The sequence below is a fragment of the Arthrobacter sp. ES3-54 genome (genome assembly GCF_029504395.1).
GTDB lineage: Bacteria > Actinomycetota > Actinomycetes > Actinomycetales > Micrococcaceae > Arthrobacter.
This window is the reverse complement of the sequence record NZ_JAQFIF010000007.1, coordinates 1-19550: the sequence shown is the minus strand read 5'-3', so window position 1 is coordinate 19550 and position 19550 is coordinate 1. Positions and strand designations below refer to the sequence as shown.

Sequence of the window (19550 nt, the reverse complement as noted above, 5' to 3'; positions counted from 1 at the left end):
AGGCCGCCGGGGCTTCTTTTTGCCGTTTTTTCGGTTGCGCTATCACTTTGGGTCCCTCTGAGCGCCCAGAGCAGCCACAACTGATAGCGCAACGGGATAGTCGAGGGCGCGGGGACGTAGTCTTGTGCGCATGGATACTGCACCGACGAATACGTCACCGGCCGGTCCCGCCACCGCGGTCATTGTTGTGGCCGCCGGCTCCGGCCAGCGGCTGGGCTACGGCATGCCGAAAGCAAAAGTGCCTCTCGGCGGGGACAGTATCCTCACCCACGCCCTGCGCGGCGTGGCAGCCGCCGGGATCGCGCAGCAGATCTGCGTTGCGATCCCACCGGGGGACACCGAGCTGCGGGCGCTGTGCGAGGCCTTCGCGCAAGAGCTTGCGGCCGGGCACGGCCTCACGGCGGAGTCCCCTTACGGGGTCCAGGTCCCAGTCGTCACGGTGGTCGACGGCGGTGCGAACCGCGCCGATTCCGTCCGCGCTGCGATGGCTGCCCTCCTGCCTGATACCGAATCGGTTCTGGTCCACGATGCCGCCCGGGCATTGGTGCCAGAGGCCGTCTTTCATCGAGTGGCAGCGGCGCTTGCCGCCGGTGCCTCGGCCGTCATTCCGGTGATTCCGGTGGTCGATACGGTCAAGACCGTCGAACCGACCACCGGCGACGGCGCAGCGGTGGCCCCCGAGCTGGTCACCGGGACGGCGCCGCGGGAGTCGCTCCGCGCCGTGCAGACGCCGCAGGGATTCGCCTTCACCACCCTCAAACGTGCCCACGAGGCTGCCGCCGGGTTCGACGCCGGCCAGGCCGCCCTCGTCACGGACGACGCGATGCTCGTGGAGCTGATCGGTGTCCCCGTCCACGCCGTGCGCGGCGCCAGCCAGTCCCTGAAGATCACCACGCCCCTGGACCTGATCCTGGCTGAAGGCCTCCTCGAGGGGCCCCTGGGTGTGCGCTGGGTGGAGGGATGAGCATGTCCACCAACGCGCCGCTGATCCCCAGGACCGGGATCGGGATCGATGTCCATGCCTACGCCGCCGAAGACATGCCGCAGCCGTTGTGGCTCGGCGGACTCTTCTGGGAGGGGGAGCGGGGACTCTCCGGCCACTCCGACGGCGACCCCGTGGCGCACGCCGCGGCCGACGCGCTTTTCTCGGCCTGCGGGATAGGGGACCTCGGCACGCATTTCGGTACGGACCGGCCCGAGTATGCCGGGGCGTCCGGCGTGACCCTGCTGGCAGAGGCCGCCAGGATTGTTCGCGCCCACGGGTTCGTAATCGGCAATATCGCCGTTCAGTTCGTGGCCAACCGGCCCAAATTCGGCCCGCGGCGGGAGGAATCCCAGCGGGTCCTCAGCGCGGCTGCCGCAGCACCGGTCAGCGTCACAGCCACCACGAGCGACGGACTCGGATTTACCGGCCGGGGCGAGGGGATCTCGGCCGTCGCAACAGCGCTGGTCTATCCGGCCGGCTAACCAACGCAGCCTAAACACTTTAAACACTGCCGGCCCCGGTCCCCTACGCTTGAGGGGAAGACCCGACTGTGACCTCCCGTTCCGAACCGCCAGGAGACCCGCCGTGAAAAAGCTGCTGACCGCCGTCGTACTCGTGGCAGGGACCATGCTGAGCGGCTGTGCCGGCTCGACGACGGCACCCAGCGCCACGCCGAAGTTGAGTGTTGAGGAAAGCTGCAAGTTCCTCAACAACGACACCTTCGTGCCCTCCGGGAGCGCGAAGGAGCAGGCCGGGCAGATTGGCCAGCACTACCAGGAAGTTGCGGACAAGGTGGCGCCGGAAGTGGGCGCCCCTATCCAGCAGATGGCCGACATCATGAAGCAGGTTGCGGCGAGCCCCACGGGAACCAAGACCGCCGAACAGACAGCCCAGCTCACGGAGCAGATCAACAAGATCGGGCAATACTGCAAGTAGGTTGCCGGATCGGAGGCTCCCGGACTCCCGGGCCTGCCGCCCCCCGGTAAAGCCGCGGGTAAGCCGTAGGTAAAGCCGCGGAGCGCCATCGGCTAATCTGGAGCGGTGACCCTGCGCTTTTACGACACTGCATCCGCCGAAGTCCGCGACTTCGTCCCCCTGGTACCTGGCAACGTGAGCCTGTACTACTGCGGAGCCACCGTGCAGGGCATGCCACATGTCGGCCACATCCGCTCGGCCATCGCGTTCGACCAGCTGACCCGCTGGCTGCAGTACCGGGGCTTCCGCGTGACGGCGGTCCGCAACGTCACCGACATCGATGACAAGATCCTCGTCAAGTCCGCAGCGTCCTTCGGCCCCGACTTTGAAGACGAGCCCGGGGCGCTGCGCAACGAGGAATGGTGGGCCCTGGCTTACCGCTACGAGCAGGAATTCCTCAAGGCCTACGACACCCTGGGCGTCTCCCGCCCCACCTATGAGCCTCGCGCCACCGGGCACATCCCGGAAATGCACGCCCTCATCCAGCAGCTGATCGACCGCGGCCACGCCTACCCGGCCCTCGACGACTCCGGCGACGTCTACTTCGACGTGCGTTCCTGGTCCAAATACGGAACGCTGACGCGCCAAAAACTAGACGACATGCAGGGGGCCCCGGACGCCGACCCGCGCGGCAAGAAGGACCCCCGCGACTTCGCGCTGTGGAAGGGCTACAAGGACGGGGAGCCGACGACGGCGAGCTGGGCCTCCCCGTGGGGCCCCGGCCGCCCGGGCTGGCACCTCGAATGCTCCGCGATGGTGACCAAGTACCTCGGCACCGAGTTCGACATCCACGGCGGCGGACTGGACCTGCGCTTCCCGCACCACGAGAACGAAATGGCGCAGTCGCAGGCGGCCGGCCACGGCTTCGCCAACTTCTGGATGCACAACGGCATGGTCACCTACGCCGGCGAGAAGATGTCCAAGTCCATCGGCAACACCGTCAGCCCGGCGGAAATGCTCGAACTCGCCCCGCCGCGCGTCGTCCGGTACTACCTCGGGCAGGCGCAGTACCGCTCGGTCCTGGATTATCAGCCGACGTCCCTGCAGGAGGCCGCCGCCGCCGTCGAACGCATTGACGGGTTCATCAGCCGCGCACTTCGGAGCACGATGGCGCATGACGGCGCGGTCGGCGTATTCAGCTACGGCACAGTTCCGGATGCCTTCGCGGCCGCCATGGACGATGACCTCAACGTGCCGCAGGCCCTCGCCGTCCTGCACGACACAGTCCGCGCCGGTAACACGGCTCTCACGGACGGTGATCGCGACGCCGCGGGGCAGGCACTGGCCAGCGTCACCGACATGATGCGTGTCCTTGGTCTCAACGACACCGCGGCGCCGGCAGTCGACGAGCACGCCACCACAGCCCTGGGTGTCCTGGTTGAGGCGCAACTGGAGGCGCGGGCACAGGCTCGGGCCGCCAAGGACTGGGCTGCGTCCGACGCCATCCGGGACACCCTGGCCGCCGCTGGCGTTGTCGTCGAGGACGGCCCGGACGGGGCGAGCTGGAGCCTGAAGCGCGGCTGAACCTCGTTGACGACGGCCGGTGAAGTGGGCCGTCGTCGTCCCTTCCGGTCGAGGATTTAACTCGAGTCAGTAGACTGGAGGTCAGACTTATCAACGAATCGCGTATTTAAAGGGTGAAACTCATGGCCAACAACGGTCGCCGCTCGGTCAAATTGAAGAAGGGCCCCTCCGTCGGAACCGGCGGTCACGGCCGCAAGGCACTTGAGGGCAAGGGCCCCACGCCGAAGGCGGAGGACCGCCCCTACCACAAGGCGTTCAAGAACAAGCAGCTCTCGGAACGTTCCGAGGCCAAGCGCGCCAGTGGCAGCCGCACTACCAGCGCCGCCGCCCGCACCGGCCGTTCCGGTCCCAAGGGCCGCGCCACGGAAGAAGTTGTCACCGGGCGCAACTCGGTGGTCGAAGCCCTGCGCGCCGGCATCCCGGCCAAGGCCCTGCACGTCGCCGTCCGCATCGAAATGGACGACCGTGTCAAGGAATCCCTGAAGCTCGCCGCCGAACGCGGCATCCCGCTGATGGAAACCGGCAAGCCCGAGCTCGATCGCATGACCGACGACGCCATCCACCAGGGCCTCGTGCTGCAGATCCCGCCGTACGAATACCAGGACGCCTACGAGCTCGCCGAGGAGACCCTCGAGTCCTGGAAGAAGGGCCACGTATCCAACGCCCCGCTCTTCGTTGCCCTCGACGGCATCACGGATCCCCGCAACTTGGGCGCGATCATCCGCTCCGTCTCGGCCTTCAGCGGGCACGGCGTCATCGTCCCGGAGCGCCGCTCCGTGGGCGTCACCGCCTCGGCCTGGAAGACCAGCGCCGGCGCGGCCGTCCGCGTCCCCGTCGCACGCGCGGCCAACCTGAACAACACGCTCAAGGCCTTCAAGAACATGGGCATCTACGTCCTGGGCCTCGACGGTGACGGCGACGTCTCGCTGCCCGCACTCGCCCTGGCCACCGAACCGGTGTGCATCGTCGTAGGGTCCGAGGGCAAGGGCCTGAGCCGCCTGGTCCGCGAAAACTGCGACCAGATCGTCTCGATCCCGATCGACTCCGCCATGGAATCCCTGAACGCCTCCATGGCAGTCGGCATCTCCCTCTACGAAATCTCCCGCCAGCGCGCCGCCAAGTAGTCCCACTTCGGGGCGGGCTGGGTTCCGCCGGAACCGGGGTTTTGCCGTCGCCGGAGTCGTGGCTGGGTTCCGCCAGAAGCGGGGTTTTGCCGTCGCTTAGACACCTCCCGTCGACGCTTTCGGCCGCGGGCGGCCTCAAGCCTCTCTGGTCGGCGATGCGCTCCTTAGCAAAACTCCGCTTCCGTCTCAGACGCTCCGTCACCTTTCGCGCACTACGGAAACGCTCCCTCACACCTTGTGGGGGAGCGTTTCCGTTTATCTCGAAAACGGTGGGCAGCGTCTGCCTTGTTGCGCTCTGGTCGGCGATGCGCTCCTTAGCAAAACTCCGCTTCCGTCTCAGACGCTCCGTCACCTTTCGCCGGTTGCTTTCGCACCGTTCGCTGTTAGGGGCAACTGCTCCCTCACGTCTCGTGAGGGAGCAGTTGCCTTTAACGCTCAGAATCGGGGTTCTCCTTGGCTCTGATGTTCCTCCGAAGTACCTCGACGCAGGACGCACGTTCCTTCCTGCGACGCGCATTTCCTTCTGCGACGCGCTGATGTCTTCCCGCGACCCGAATACCCCTAGCGCCAGGGCGTTTGCGCGTCGCCAGGCTGAATGAGCCGCGGAAGTCATTGTGAATACCGAAGTGATCGACGCGGGTGGGCAGAATCGAGCGGGCGGCGGTGTCTTGCTAAGGACCGCTAAGCGACGGCAGGGCGCCGATGTCCGCGGGTGGTGACCACAGTCAGAAGCATCTGTCTGTGGAACAGGTGGCTTAGAACTTGTGCCGGTTGGCTAAGACCGGGAGTTTGGTGCGGGCTTCCTTGACGGCGGCGGTGTCGAGGTCGGCGAATAGCAGGCCCGGGGCGCCGTCGAGCTCGTCCAGGATGTCGCCCATGGGGGACACGACCACGGAGTGCCCGACGCCGGTGGGGGCGGAACCCTTGACCGGGATGCCCTGACTGGCGGGGTCGCCCTGGCCGCAGGCAAGGACCAGAGTGGTGGAGTCCAGGGCGCGGGCGCGGGCCAGGAGCTTCCACTGGTCGGCCTTGCCGGGGCCTGATCCCCAAGAGGCGCACACAATGTTTACGTCGGCCCCGCGATCCGCGTTTTCCGTGAACAGGTCCGGGAAGCGGACGTCGTAGCAGGTGGCGAGGCCGAAGGTCACGCCGTCGAGTTCGAAGGTGACGGGGGCGGTGCCGGCGTCAACAGTGTCGGACTCGGCGAAACCGAAGGCATCGAAGAGGTGGATTTTGTCGTAGCTGGCCTCAAGGCCGGGGCCGGTGACCAGCAGGGTGTTGCGCACCTTGGCGCCATTGCCGGCAGTGCCAGGGGTGAACATACCCGCGACGATAACTATGCCGAGCTCCGCGGCGAGGGCGCGCACGCGTGCAGCCCACGGACCGTCCAGTGGCTCGGCGATGTCCAGGAGCGAATTGCCGAAGGCCCGCATGGTCGCTTCCGGGAACACCACCAGGTCCGCGCCGCCGGCCTTTGCCTGGCGCGCGTAGCCGTCCACGAGGGCCAGGTTCGCGGCCAGATCGCGGCCGGTGACGATTTGGGCTAGTGCAACGCGCACATTTACCTCCAACTCGGCGCTTCATTACAGTATGCAGTGCGGCGGTCCGTACACTGCAAAACGTCATGAAAACGAAAACGGGGGCCACTTGTCCGGCCCGGCTAAGCTTTAAGCAATGGTTATGTCTTACATAGATACCGCTTCCACCGTAGACGCTTCGCGGGCGTTTCCGCTGGGGATCAGCACTCCGCACACCGGATCACCGGCAGTGGACGATCCCCGGGGTGAGTGCGCCAACGTGGCCGTCTACGCGCCCGGCGTGACCACCCTGGAGATCGCGTATCAGGCGCCGGGGGGCACCTGGCAGGTAAAGACCCTGCCCAATTACACCGACGGCGTGCACCACGGCATTGTGGAGGGCATTCCCTCCGGGACGCGCTACGGCTTCCGGGCCTCCCCGGAACACGAGGCCCTCCCGCTGTCCATGCCCGCCACAGATTTTGATGCTGTCGGCGAGCAGCCGTTGCTGATGGACCCCTATGGCCGGGGCGTCGACGAACGTGAGGGTCTGATCACCAGCGTCCGGGTCGGCGACGACTTTGACTGGGGGCTGGACCGCAGCCCGCGCGTCCCGTGGCGCAACACGATCGTCTACGAAGCCCACGTGAAGGGCCAGACGAAGCTGCACCCGGATATTCCGGAGGAACTGCAGGGGACATACGCCGGGATGGCCCACCCCGCCATGATTGAGCACCTAGTCTCCCTGGGTGTCACGGCCATCCAGCTGCTGCCCGTCCATTTCCACGTGGACGAGCCGCACCTTCAGCAGCTCGGGCTGACGAACTACTGGGGCTACAACACAGCCGCCTTCTTCGCCCCGCACCCCGGCTACGCCACCGCGGCCGCCCAGGCCGCCGGCGCCCGCGCGGTCCAAGACGAGTTCAAGGGCATGATCAAACTGCTGCATGCAGCCGGGCTCGAGGTCATCCTCGACGTCGTGTACAACCACACCGCCGAGGGCGGCACGGACGGCCCCACCCTGAGCTTCCGTGGCCTGGGCGAGATGCAGTATTACCGCAACGACGGCCACGGCAAGTATGTCGACACCACGGGTTGCGGCAACAGCCTGAACTTTGGCGAACCTCGCGTGGTGCAGCTGGTGCTGGACTCCCTGCGCTACTGGGTGAGCGAGTTCCACATCGACGGCTTCCGCTTCGACCTTGCCGTCACGCTGTGCCGGAACAGCGCCAACGAATTCGATCCGCGGCACCCCTTCCTCGTCGCGGTGGGCGCCGATCCTGTCCTGTCCGGGGTCAAGCTGATTTCCGAACCCTGGGACGTCGGCTACGGCGGCTGGCAGACCGGCCGGTTTCCGGCCGGTTGGGTGGACTGGAACGACCACTTCCGGGACGCCGTCCGCAGCTTCTGGCTCGCCGACCGCGCCGCGATGGACGGCGGCGGCAGCGGCGGCCCGGTGGCCCGCCTCGCGGACGCTCTCTCTGGTTCCGCCCAGTTGTTCGAGTCCTCGGGCAGGACCCGGCTGGCCTCGCTGAACTTGATCACAGCCCACGACGGCTTCACCCTGGCCGACCTGACCGCCTACGACCGCAAGCACAACGAGGCCAACGGCGAGCAGAACCGGGACGGCCACGGCGACAACCGCAGCTACAACCACGGTTTCGAGGGCCCCACCGAAGACGGCGACATCCTCGCCCGGCGCGCCCAAAGCCGGCGGAACCTGATGGCCTGCCTGATGATTTCCCAGGGCGTACCCATGATCACCGCCGGGGACGAGATCGGCCGGACCCAGCAGGGGAACAACAACGCCTACTGCCAGGACAACGCGCTCACCTGGATCGACTGGACCAGCACCACGGAATCCCACGCGATGCTGCGCACCACCAAGCGCGTCATCCGGCTGCGCAAGGAGTTCCTGGCCGGCCAGCCGCATGATTACCCGGCCCGTGACACCCAGTCTTACTTCCACTGGTTCGATGTGGACGGCAAGCCCATGTCAACCGACACGTGGCATGACCCCGGCCACCGCGTGATCCAGCTCCTGCACGGGTCCGACGACGGGCACGTGGACGGCCTCGTGGTGGTCAACGGCGGCGCCGACGACGTCAAGGTCACGTTGCCGCAGCTGAGCAACGATGACGGCTTCGGGCACCGGCTCTTCGAGCTTCGCGTGACAACGTCCGAACTCCATGACCGGCGTCAGGGCGCCCGCGTAGCCTCCGGTGAACGGGACCTCGTCCAGGCGAACACGATCAATATCTACCGCACCTAACTATTTCGAAATTTAAGGACCCCATGAAGATTTACTCGGCTGAGACCTGGACCATCGAAGAACTCACGGCGCAAATCGACGACGCCGGCCGCCGCGCCTTGGTGGTCCCCGCCGCTGCTACCAAACAGGAGGTCCTGGACACGTTCGGCGAACTCCTGGACATCCCCGATGAGTACGGCACAGATCTGGATGCCCTGCACGATTCGCTGCACGACGTCGCGGATGCCGTGACGGACGACGGCGAGGCCCCTGTCACCTTCATCTGGCAGGTGCCTGCCGCTTTCCGCGCGGACCTCTCCTTCGCCGTCATCTGCGAAACGCTGCAGGACGCCGAAGGCTATGCCGGCAAGAGCCTGGACGTCATCGCCGTCTGCCTCTAGAGGACGCCGGGCGCTGGACGATCAGGCGCTGGACGATCAGGCGTTGACGATCAGGCCCAGTTCAGCCTTGGACGCCAGCGCCTCATTCTTGGGGAGCACGCGCACGGTGTAGCCGAAGGACCCCGAACGGTCGATCACCAGCGTGCCGCTGAAGAGATGGCGGCCCTTGCCGAGGTCCTCGGCGGCCTTCAGCTCCGCGACCGTGATGTCCGTCAGCTCGTCTGTGTCCCCGGCCCGGCCGTAGGCCACTTCAACATAGACGTCGTCCGGGGCGAGCTCACGCAGCGCAACGTACGCGTTGACCTGCAGCAGATCGCCGATCTGCGGGTCCTCGGAAACCCCCACAGAGTCGACGTGTTCCACCTGGATCTGCGGCCACGCGGCCCGGATTCGGGACGTCCACGCCGCCAGCGCCTTGGCCTGCGCGTAGTTATTGGCCACGGCGTGGCGTCCCGCGATCGCCGCGGGCCGGTACAGCACGTTGACGTAGTCCCGGAGCATCCGTTCCGCTGAGACTGCCGGGCCAAGGTGGGACATGGTGTGCTTGATCATGGAGACCCAGTGCGTGGGAACCTTCTGCGGGCCAGGCTGGGACGCTCCGGCGGCTCCGGCCGCGTCGGACACGGTCAGCCCGTAGAACCGCGGTGCCACCTGCGTCTCGAGCAGCTCGTACAGTGCCGCCGCCTCGATGTCGTCGCGTTCTTCCGGGGAGGCGTCGTTGTTGGCGGTCGGGATCGCCCAGCCGTTCTCGCCGTCGTACATCTCGTCCCACCAGCCGTCCATGACCGAGAGGTTCAGCGAACCGTTCAGGGCAGCCTTCATGCCGGACGTTCCGCAAGCCTCGAGCGGGCGCAGCGGGTTGTTCAGCCACACATCGCAGCCGGGGAACAGGGTCCGGGCCATGGCGATGTCGTAGTTGGGGAGGAACGCGATCCGGTGCCGCACGGCGGGGTCGTCGGTGAACCGGACCAGGTCCTGGATCATCTTCTTGCCGGCGTCGTCTGCCGGGTGCGACTTCCCGGCGATGACCAGCTGGATGGGGTGCGTCTTGTGCAGCAGCAGCGCCTTGAGACGATCGGGGTCGCGCAGCATCAGGGTCAGCCGCTTGTAGGTCGGCACGCGCCGGGCAAATCCAATGGTCAGGATATCTGGATCCAGGACGGAGTCCGTCCACGCCAGCTCGGCGTCGGCCGCGCCGCGCTTCTTCCAGGCGGCCCGGAGCCGGCGCCGGACATCATCCACCAAGGACACCCGCATCTCGCGCCGCAACGCCCAGAGATCTTCGTCGGTGACGTTGTAGGCCAAGTCCCAGCGGCCCTCCGCCTCCGCCTCGGCACCGAAATGGTCCCGCGCCAACGCTGAGATCCGAGGGTCCACCCAGGTGGGGACGTGCACGCCGTTAGTGACGGAGGTGATGGGGATTTCGGAGTGGTCGAAGCCCGGCCAGAGGGCGGCGAACATTCCGCGCGAGACTACGCCGTGCAGTTTGGCCACACCGTTGGCCCGCTGGGCCAGCCGCAGTCCCATGACCGCCATGTTGAAGACGAACGGGTTGCCGTCGGCGAAGTCCTCACGGCCCAAGTCCAGGATCCTTGCCACCGGGACGTCCGGGGCGAGGCCGGCTTCGAAGAAGTGCTGGATCTGGGAGATCTCGAAACGGTCGATCCCCGCCGGGACCGGCGTGTGCGTGGTGAACACCGTGGACGCCCGCCCGGCGGCCAGGGCTTCCTCCCAGCTCAGCGGCTCCGCGCCGGACATCAATTCCTGGATCCGCTCGACGCCGAGGAACCCGGCGTGGCCCTCGTTGGTGTGGAATACCTCCGGCGCGGGGACGCCGGTGAGTCGCTGGAACTCGCGCAGCGCCTTGACCCCGCCCATGCCCAGCAGGAGTTCCTGCTGCAACCGGTGGTCACCGCCGCCGCCGTACAGGCGGTCGGTGATGCCGCGGGCGGCTTCGTCGTTGCCCGGAACGTTGGAGTCCAGAAGCAGCAGCGGAACGCGCCCGACGTCGGCCCGCCACACGTGCGCCAGCAGGCGGCGGCTGTGGGGGAGGGGGAGGGAGATCTGGATCGGTTTGCCGTTGCCGTCCGGGGCGGCCTCGCGCAGGAGCGTCAGCGGCAGACCGTCCGGATCGAGGACCGGGTACGTTTCCTGCTGCCAGGCGTCCCGGGAGAGCGACTGCTTAAAGTAGCCGGCCTGGTACAGGAGGCCGACGCCGATCAGCGGCACGCCAAGATCCGAGGCCGCTTTCAGGTGGTCGCCGGCGAGGATGCCAAGGCCGCCCGAGTACTGGGGCAGGACCTCGGTGATGCCGAATTCGGGCGAGAAGTAGGCAATGCACGCCGGTGCGCCGTCGCCCAGGCTCTGGTACCAGCGCGGCTGTTCCAGGTACCGGTCGAGGTCGTCGGCCGCCGCATGGATCCGCTGCACTACGTCCTGGTCCGCCGCGAGGCGCTGCAGCTCTTCCCGGCTTACCAGGCCCAGGAAAGTCACGGGGTCGTGGGCGCTCTCCGCCCAGATCCCGGGGTTGAGCCCCTCAAATAGCTCCCGGGTGGGCCGGTGCCAGGACCACCGGAGATTGGTGGCGAGCCGGGCCAGCGGCCGGATCGACTCCGGGAGAACGGTTCGGACAGTAAATCTGCGGATTGCCTTCACCAGCGAAACACTAACGGACAAGTCGTTGCCCCGGAACTGCTTTAAGATTCTTTCCTGTAAATGACGGATATCGGTCGGCCAGAACCGGAAACGTCCCCAAAACGTTCGAGGCCTTAGCATTCTGGCCGTTTTCTAGATAACGTCGAGCCTGTGACGAATAACTCGCGAACCAGCGCCGTGTCCAAGCAAAAGCCCAAGGCCCTGATCACGGATGGCCTGCGATTTGGCCGCTTTCCGATTACCGCCGTGCAGCCTTCGGTAGAGGGCGGAAAGTTCCCCGCCAAAGCCGTCGAGGGCCAAACCATTGTCGTGGGAGCCACCGCGTTCCGGGAGGGACACGATCAGCTCGGCGTCAGCGCCGTCCTGCTCGACCCCCGCGGCAAAGAGCGGCAGCGGGTCCGCCTCGCGCCGCCGCGCGGACCGCGAGGGATGGGCACGGACCGCTGGGAAGGCCTCCTGACCCCTCCCGCCACCGGCAACTGGTCCTTCGTCATCGAGGCCTGGCACGACCGCTACGGCACCTGGCACCACAACGCCGAGGTCAAGGTGGAAGCCGGCATCGACGTCGAGCTGATGCTGGCCGAAGGCGCCGCACTGCTGGCGGAGGCCTCCGAGGACGCCTCGCGCCCCTCCGGTGACCGCAGGACGCTGCGGATGGCCGTCGTCGTCCTCTCCGATACTTCCCGGTCACCCGAGGAACGCCTCGCCGCCGGCTTCGGCGCCGACGTCGCTGCCGTGGTCGAACGCCAGCCCATCCGGGAATTTGTGACAGTTTCCGAGCCCTACCCGCTGCTGGTGGAGCGTGCGCTGGCCGGGTCCGGCTCCTGGTACGAATTCTTTCCGCGTTCCGAAGGCGCCGTGCGCAACCACGAGACTGGGGAATGGACCTCCGGTAACTTCCGCACGGCAGCGCGGCGCCTCGACGCCGTCGCCGCCATGGGTTTTGACATCATCTATATGCCGCCGATCCACCCGATCGGTGTCCAGCACCGCAAGGGACCGAACAACACCCTGATCGCCGGGCCGCACGATCCCGGCTCACCGTGGGCCATCGGGTCCCACGAGGGCGGCCATGACGCCATCCACCCGGATCTGGGCACCTTCGAGGACTTCGACGCCTTCGTGGCCCGGGCCGGCGAACTGGGACTGGAAGTGGCCTTGGACCTGGCGCTGCAGGCCGCGCCGGACCACCCGTGGGTGCAAAGTAACCCGGAATGGTTCACCGCGCGCGTCGATGGCACTATTGCGTACGCGGAGAATCCGCCGAAGAAATACCAGGACATTTTCCCGCTGAATTTCGACAACGACCCCGCCGGGCTGTCCAACGAAATTCTCCGGATCGTGCTGCTATGGGTCAGCCACGGCGTCAAGATCTTCCGGGTGGATAATCCGCACACCAAACCCGTGTGGTTCTGGGAATGGCTGATCGCCAAGGTCAATAAGAAGCACCCCGACGTCGTGTTCCTGGCCGAGGCATTCACCCGCCCGGCCATGATGCACGCTCTTGGCCGGGCCGGCTTCCAGCAGTCCTACACGTACTTCACCTGGCGGAACACCAAGGAGGAACTGGAGAAGTACTTCCAGGAGGTGAGCCACGAATCGGCGGCCTACTTCCGGCCGAATTTCTTCGTCAACACCCCGGACATCCTCACCGAATACCTGCAGTTCGGCGGCCCGGCGGCCTTCAAGATCCGTGCCGCCCTGGCCGCGACGGCGAGCCCCATCTGGGGCGTGTACGCCGGCTTTGAGCTCTACGAACACGTGGCCCGTCCCGGCGCCGAGGAGTACATCGACAACGAGAAGTTTGAGTACAAGTCCCGCGACTGGGACGCGGCGGCCGAATCCGGACGCACATTGGCTCCGTACCTGACTCGGCTCAACGCGATCCGCCGCGCGCACCCGGCCCTCGGGGACCTGCAGAACCTGACGGTGCACCAGAGCTCGGACACTTCCACCGTGGTGTACTCCAAGCACAAGACCCTCCCGGACGGGACCAAGGACACCTTGATCGTCGTCGTCAACGTGGACCCGCACGGCACCCGGGAGAGCACCGTATCCCTGGACCTGCCGGCGCTGGAACTGGACCCGGAGAACTTAACGCACAACGGCCGTTTCATGGTTGATGACCTGCTGACCGGCGAGAGTTGGGAATGGGGGGAGTACAACTACGTCCGTCTGGACCCGCACGTCGAGCCCGTTCACGTTCTTAGCATCCGGAGGTAGTGCCAGTGAGTTTCAGCCCGCAGAACCCCAGCCAGCACTTCAGCCCGAGGGGGAGCTTTGAACTGAACGCTCCAGGGCTCCAGCACGATCCCCTCTGGTACCGCAAGGCGGTCTTCTACGAGGTGCTCGTCCGGGGCTTCGCCGACGGAAACGGAGACGGCTCCGGCGATTTCCACGGCCTGATCGACAAACTGGACTACCTGCAGTGGCTGGGGGTGGACTGCCTCTGGCTCCCGCCGTTCTTCCAGTCACCGCTGCGCGACGGCGGCTACGACATCTCGGACTACAATTCCGTGCTGGACGAGTTTGGCACCATTAGCGACTTCAAACGGCTCGTGGCGGAGGCGCACGCCCGGGGCGTCCGGGTGATCATCGACCTTCCGCTGAACCACACCTCCGACCAGCACCCATGGTTCCAGGAGTCGCGCAAGGACCCCGACGGCCCTTTCGGCGATTTCTATGTCTGGAGCGATACGGACGAGAAGTATGAAGACGCCCGCATCATCTTCGTGGACACGGAGGAATCCAACTGGACCTTCGACCCCATTCGCCGCCAGTTCTTCTGGCACCGGTTCTTCAGCCACCAGCCCGACCTCAACTTCGAGAACCCCAAGGTCATTGACGCGCTATTCGACGTCGTGCGGTTCTGGCTTGACCAGGGGATCGACGGCTTCCGGGCCGACGCCATTCCGTACCTGTTCGAGGAGGAGGGCACTAACTGCGAGAACCTGCCCCAGACCCACGAATTCCTGCGCCAGTTGCGCCGGATGGTCGATGAAAGCTATCCGGGCCGGGTAATCATTGCCGAGGCCAACCAGCCGCCCGCGGAGGTGGTGGAGTATTTCGGCACCGAAGAGGAACCGGAGTGCCACATGGCGTTCCATTTCCCGATCATGCCGCGCCTCTATTATGCGCTGCGTGACCAGAAGGCGGCCCCCATCATCGAGACGATGAAGGACACGCCGGACATCCCCGAAGGCGCCCAGTGGGGCACCTTCCTGCGCAACCACGACGAACTGACGCTGGAAATGGTCACCTCCGACGAGCGCGCGGCGATGCTCGGCTGGTACGCGCCGGATCCGCGCATGCGCGCCAACATCGGCATCCGACGCAGACTGGCCCCGCTGCTGGATAACTCCCGCTCCGAAATTGAGCTCATCAATGCCCTGCTGCTGTCCCTGCCGGGCAGCCCGTTCCTGTACTACGGGGACGAGATCGGCATGGGGGACAACATCTGGCTCGAGGACCGCGACGCCGTCCGCACCCCGATGCAATGGAACCCGGACCGAAACGCCGGGTTCTCCGCCGCCGACCCCGGCAAGCTGTACCTGCCAGTGATCCAGTCGCTGGTCTACAACTACAGCATGGCGAATGTGGAGGCCGAGGCCGCCCATTCCGGTTCGCTCTTGCGCTGGACCCGGCAGATCCTCAGCGTTCGCAAGAACCACCCTGCCTTCGGGCTGGGGGGATTCAAGCATGTGGAGGCTGACCACGACGTCGTCCTTGCTTACCTGCGTGAGCTCCCGGAGGGCAACGCCGCCGGCGCGGACGCCGAGACCATCCTGTGCGCCTTCAATCTCTCCCAGCATCCGGTGGCGACCACGCTGCGCGTGCCAAGCTTCGCCGGCAGGGGCCTCCGGGACGTTTTCGGCGGCCAGGCGTTCCCGGGCATCGGCGAGGACGGAACCCTGACGCTGACCCTGGGCAGCCACGATTTCTTCTGGCTGCGGATCCGGTCCGCCGCCTCCAACCCGGCATCCCCGTTCACGCAGGCGATGCCCGTCCTGTCCATTGAGGGTTGAGATGACTCGACCAGCACTTGCCCCGGCCTTGAGCGGACTGCTTGGCGCCTGGCTGCCGCGCCAGCGATGGTTCCCCGTCAAGACTGCCGAGTTCACCTTCGAGCCGGCGGGCGGTCTGCGTCTGGAGACTGCCGCGGGCGAGGGTGCCCCCGACGCGGCAGCCTTTGAGGTGTTGCTAGTTGCGGTGTCCTACCCCACTCCCAGTGGCAGCCGGACCGACATCGTCCAGGTGCCGCTCAGTTTCCGGCCGGAACCCCTGCCGGGGGGAGAGCGTGCGTTGATTGGCGAACTTCCCGGAACCCGTGCTGATGCCGCGCACCGGTGGGTCTACGACGGCGTCCATGACGCCTCCTTCGTCTCCGCCTGGCTCGAGCTCATGCGCCACGGCGGGAGTACGCCGTCGGGGAATGCCACCGGCCACCTGGTGGAGTCCGGCTACCGCCTGCCGTTCGCAACGGGCAAGGTCAAGGTGCTCGCCGGCGAGCAATCGAACAGTTCAGTGATAGTCGACGACGGCGGCTCAGCCGCCATCGTGAAGTTCTTCCGCGTGCTCTCGGAAGGCCAGAACCCCGAGGTTGAAATCGGTGCGGCATTGACCGCAGGGCGCACCGAGGAGGTCCCGGCAACCCTTGGCTGGGTAAGCGGCGAGTGGGAGACTCCGGCGGCCGCCCTCGGGACGGAACCGTCCGGCGCCGCCCGACCTGCCCGCGGCGAGCTCGCTGTTGCGCACGAATTCCTCGCCGGCGGGCTCGATGCCTGGGGGCTCGCCGTGGACGCGGCCAGCCGGGGGATCGGGTTCACTGCCGAAGCCCACGCGCTGGGCGCCGCGACAGCCACCGTGCACCGGAGGCTTGCCGAGGCACTGGGCACAGCCGCCGAATCTGCGCCGGGGCAGGACATTGCTCCGGGAGTAGCCCAGCGCGTCCGCGAGTCCTGGGCCCAGGCGTCCAACGCCGTCGGGCCGTACGAGGAAGCGCTGAACGGTCTCCTCGGCCGGCTCGAAGGCACCAGTGCCGGACCGCTCCAGCGGATCCACGGCGACCTCCATCTCGGGCAGATCCTGCAGGTTCCGGGTGACGCCGGAATGGCGCCGCGCTGGGCCATCCTCGACTTCGAGGGCGAGCCTTTGCGCCCCATCTCGGAACGCAACTTCCCCGACGTCCCCCTTCGCGATGTCGTGGGCATGCTGCGGTCCTTCGACTACGCCGCCGGCGCCGCCGTCCGCGAAAATCCCGGTGCCGTGGTGCCGGGGACCTGGGTGGACGACTGCGCTGAGGCCTTCCTGGCCGGCTACGCCGAAGTCATCCCCGGCAGCATCGACCGCGACTCGCCGCTCTTTGTGGCGCTGTGGCTCGACAAAGCCCTCTACGAAGTCATCTACGAACTAAGGAACAGGCCGGACTGGCTCCCCATTCCGGTGAATGCATCGCGTCGTCTCCTCGGCAGTACAGGTTCCGGCGTCGCCGCCGAAGCCGCAGCGGAAGGTATAAAAATGACAGGATCAGCACGTATCGATCGGCCCGGCGCACCACTGCCCGTGGACGGTGAGACCCTTGCGAGGGTCGCCAGCGGCGAACACCACGCGCCCCACTCGGTCCTGGGCGCCCACCTTGATGACCACGGCCACGTCACGATCCGGACGGTCAAGCACCTTGCGGAAGAAGTGTCTGTCGTGACGTCGGCAGGCACCACGCCCATGACGCACGAAGCGAGCGGCGTGTGGGTGGCCGTGATGGAACCGCTCGAGCGCGGCCACGTGCCGGATTACCGGCTCGAAGTGACGTACAAGGACCACGAGCCGCAGGTCATGGATGAGCCCTACCGCTACCTGCCGACCATTGGCGAAGTGGACTTGCACCTGATCGGGGAGGGCCGGCACGAACGCCTGTGGGATGTGCTGGGCGCGCATGTCCAGCACTACAAGTCCTCGCTGGGCGACGTCGACGGCGTGTCCTTCGCCGTCTGGGCCCCGAATGCCCAGGCAGTGCGCGTCAAAGGCGACTTCAACGGCTGGGACGGCCGCGAACACTCCATGCGCTCCCTAGGTTCCACCGGTGTGTGGGAGGTCTTCATCCCGGGTGTTGTAGCAGGGGCGTGCTACAAGTTTGAACTGCGGACCCGGCACGGATACTGGGTGGAAAAGGCGGACCCGCTGGCCTTCGGGACCGAGGTGCCCCCGCTGACGGCATCCCGCGTGGTTGAGCCCTCCTATGTCTTCAAGGATGCCGAGTGGATGGACGCCCGCGCTGCCCGCGATCCGCACAACTCGCCCATGAGCGTCTATGAGGTCCACCTCGGCTCGTGGCGAGTGGGACTGGGCTACAAGGAACTGGCCAAGGAACTGGTCGAATACGTCAAGTGGTTGGGCTTCACCCACGTGGAATTCATGCCCGTGGCCGAGCACCCCTTCGGCGGTTCGTGGGGCTACCAGGTCACCTCCTACTTCGCGCCGACCTCGCGCTTCGGGCACCCGGACGAGTTCCGCCACCTCGTCGACGAACTCCACCAGGCTGGCATTGGCGTTCTCCTGGACTGGGTCCCGGCGCACTTTCCCAAGGACGAATGGGCTCTGGCCCGGTTCGATGGCGAAGCCCTGTACGAGCACGCCGATCCGAACCTGGGCGAACACCCGGACTGGGGCACGCTGATCTTCGACTTCGGCCGCACGGAGGTGCGCAACTTCCTGGTGGCCAATGCGCTGTACTGGCTCGAAGAGTTCCACATCGACGGACTGCGCGTGGACGCCGTCGCCTCCATGCTGTACCTGGACTACTCGCGCGAAGAGGGGCAATGGCAGCCAAACCGGTATGGCGGCCGCGAAAACCTTGAGGCGATCTCCTTCCTCCAGGAGGTCAACGCCACGGTCTACAAGACCCACCCTGGCGCGGTCATGATCGCCGAGGAATCCACCGCATTCCCGGGCGTCACTGCACCCACGAGCGGCGGCGGCCTGGGCTTCGGCCTCAAGTGGAACATGGGCTGGATGCATGACTCGCTCAAGTACATGGCCGAGGACCCGTACAACCGCCGGTGGCACCACGGCACCGTCACGTTCTCGATGGTCTATGCCTTCACGGAAAACTTCCTCCTGCCGATCAGCCACGACGAAGTTGTGCACGGCAAGGGCTCCATGCTGCGCAAGATGCCCGGCGACCGGTGGCAGCAGCTGGCAAACCTGCGCGCTTTCCTGGGATATCAGTGGGCCCACCCGGGCAAGCAGCTGATCTTCATGGGCACCGAGTTCGGCCAGGAAACCGAATGGTCGGAGCAGTATGGCCTGGACTGGTGGCTGGCGGACATCCCCGCTCACAAGGGCATGCAGCTCCTGACCAAGGACCTCAACGAGCTGTACCGTTCCACGCCGGCCCTGTACGAGCAGGACAACCAGCCCGAAGGCTTCCAGTGGATCAACGGGGGAGACTCGGACCGCAACGTGCTGACGTTCATCCGCCGCGATGCGGACGGCAACCCGCTGGTCTGCGCCGTGAACTTCTCCGGCGGCCCGCACACGGACTACCTCCTGGGCGTCCCGGCGGCCGGCGAATGGCAGGAAGTGCTCAACACCGACGCCGCCAGCTACGGCGGTTCCGGGGTGGAGAACGCCGGCACCCTGATTGCGACGAAGGACGCCCTCGACGGGCAGCCGGCCGCACTCGTCGTGACCTTGCCTCCGCTCGGGGCGGCGTACTTCAAGCCGCTGGGTTAGCCGCTGCACCCGGGTAACTGGGCGGGTGGCGCCGAGGCATACCCGTGAGAGGCCCGGAATCCGCGTGATTCCGGGCTTTTCTGCACCGTCTTCCAGGCGGCTTTGTCAGCCAAGCGAAGTGGTGGTAGAGTTTATTTCCGCGCTGCTCCCCGGAGTTGAACGGCCACCAAGACCCAGAAGCCAATGGCAAGACTGAGTTTGGATCGCCGATTTGACTAGGGTGAAGCGGCCGGGTAAGTTTGAAAAGTTGCTCCGGAGCGATCCTTGACCGTTTGGTTGTGGTGGTGCCGGGTGTGTCTGTTGTTTGAGAACTCAATAGTGTGCCAAGTTTGTTGATACCAATTTATTGTATTGAATTGGTTGAATTGACCAGGTTGCGCCACCCCG

12 protein-coding genes are annotated in these 19550 nt (G+C 66.2%); 10 read left to right on the top strand and 2 right to left on the bottom strand.

The window, feature by feature from the left end; translation table 11 throughout:
• Positions 1–130: 130 nt before the first annotated feature.
• From ispD to rlmB, 5 genes are all read left to right on the top strand, one after another.
• Positions 131–964 carry a 2-C-methyl-D-erythritol 4-phosphate cytidylyltransferase gene (gene ispD, locus M2428_RS13640; protein WP_277526490.1) on the top strand — a complete coding sequence of 278 codons (834 nt, stop codon included), beginning with the start codon at positions 131–133 and terminating at the stop codon, positions 962–964.
• Positions 961–1467, top strand: coding sequence for a 2-C-methyl-D-erythritol 2,4-cyclodiphosphate synthase (gene ispF, locus M2428_RS13635; protein ID WP_277526489.1), 507 nt, complete (start codon positions 961–963; stop codon positions 1465–1467). Before ispD ends, ispF begins: the two co-directional genes overlap by 4 nt.
• A 103-nt stretch (positions 1468–1570) precedes the next feature.
• A complete protein-coding gene (locus M2428_RS13630; RefSeq protein WP_277526488.1) occupies positions 1571–1921 on the top strand; it encodes a hypothetical protein in 351 nt (116 codons plus the stop codon).
• Positions 1922–2026: 105 nt separating this feature from the next.
• Complete coding sequence (gene cysS / locus M2428_RS13625; protein ID WP_277526487.1) at positions 2027–3484, top strand: cysteine--tRNA ligase; 1458 nt, start codon at positions 2027–2029, stop codon at positions 3482–3484.
• 122 nt (positions 3485–3606) lie between these two features.
• The gene (gene rlmB, locus M2428_RS13620) at positions 3607–4608 is read left to right on the top strand and encodes a 23S rRNA (guanosine(2251)-2'-O)-methyltransferase RlmB (RefSeq protein WP_277526486.1); all 1002 of its coding nucleotides are present in this window, start codon (positions 3607–3609) and stop codon (positions 4606–4608) included.
• A gap of 755 nt (positions 4609–5363) precedes the next feature.
• On the opposite strand, the gene M2428_RS13615 is transcribed toward rlmB, so the two are convergent.
• Positions 5364–6167 (bottom strand): carbon-nitrogen hydrolase family protein, encoded by an 804-nt coding sequence (locus M2428_RS13615; protein ID WP_277526485.1) that lies wholly within the window; start codon positions 6165–6167, stop codon positions 5364–5366.
• 115 nt (positions 6168–6282) lie between these two features.
• On the opposite strand from M2428_RS13615, the gene glgX reads away from it, so the two are divergent.
• Together glgX and M2428_RS13605 are read left to right on the top strand one after the other, a co-directional pair.
• Positions 6283–8397 carry a glycogen debranching protein GlgX gene (gene glgX / locus M2428_RS13610; protein ID WP_277526484.1) on the top strand — a complete coding sequence of 705 codons (2115 nt, stop codon included), beginning with the start codon at positions 6283–6285 and terminating at the stop codon, positions 8395–8397.
• 23 nt (positions 8398–8420) lie between these two features.
• Positions 8421–8777 (top strand): barstar family protein, encoded by a 357-nt coding sequence (locus M2428_RS13605; RefSeq protein WP_277526483.1) that lies wholly within the window; start codon positions 8421–8423, stop codon positions 8775–8777.
• A gap of 36 nt (positions 8778–8813) precedes the next feature.
• Here the strand turns inward: M2428_RS13605 and glgP are convergent, their stop codons facing one another.
• On the bottom strand, positions 8814–11432 hold the full coding sequence (glgP, locus tag M2428_RS13600) for an alpha-glucan family phosphorylase (protein ID WP_277526482.1): 2619 nt from the start codon (positions 11430–11432) through the stop codon (positions 8814–8816).
• Between the two features lie 150 nt (positions 11433–11582).
• Between glgP and M2428_RS13595 the strand changes: the two genes are divergently transcribed.
• Genes M2428_RS13595 through M2428_RS13585 form a run of 3 tightly spaced genes read left to right on the top strand, consistent with a single transcriptional unit; the run spans position 11583 to position 19163 of the window.
• On the top strand, positions 11583–13655 hold the full coding sequence (locus M2428_RS13595; RefSeq protein WP_277526481.1) for an alpha-1,4-glucan--maltose-1-phosphate maltosyltransferase: 2073 nt from the start codon (positions 11583–11585) through the stop codon (positions 13653–13655).
• 5 nt (positions 13656–13660) lie between these two features.
• Positions 13661–15457, top strand: a complete 1797-nt coding sequence (treS, locus tag M2428_RS13590; protein ID WP_277526480.1) for a maltose alpha-D-glucosyltransferase — start codon at positions 13661–13663, stop codon at positions 15455–15457.
• A 1-nt stretch (position 15458) separates the two neighbouring features.
• Positions 15459–19163, top strand: coding sequence for a 1,4-alpha-glucan branching enzyme (locus M2428_RS13585; protein ID WP_277526479.1), 3705 nt, complete (start codon positions 15459–15461; stop codon positions 19161–19163).
• Positions 19164–19550 lie beyond the last annotated feature (387 nt).

Coding starts and splice junctions, on each gene's coding strand:
- ispD (WP_277526490.1), top strand. CDS start 131: ATGGATACTGCACCGACGAATACGTCACCGGCCGGTCCCGCCACCGCG.
- ispF (WP_277526489.1), top strand. CDS start 961: ATGAGCATGTCCACCAACGCGCCGCTGATCCCCAGGACCGGGATCGGG.
- rlmB (WP_277526486.1), top strand. CDS start 3,607: ATGGCCAACAACGGTCGCCGCTCGGTCAAATTGAAGAAGGGCCCCTCC.
- glgX (WP_277526484.1), top strand. CDS start 6,283: ATGGTTATGTCTTACATAGATACCGCTTCCACCGTAGACGCTTCGCGG.
- M2428_RS13605 (WP_277526483.1), top strand. CDS start 8,421: ATGAAGATTTACTCGGCTGAGACCTGGACCATCGAAGAACTCACGGCG.
- M2428_RS13585 (WP_277526479.1), top strand. CDS start 15,459: ATGACTCGACCAGCACTTGCCCCGGCCTTGAGCGGACTGCTTGGCGCC.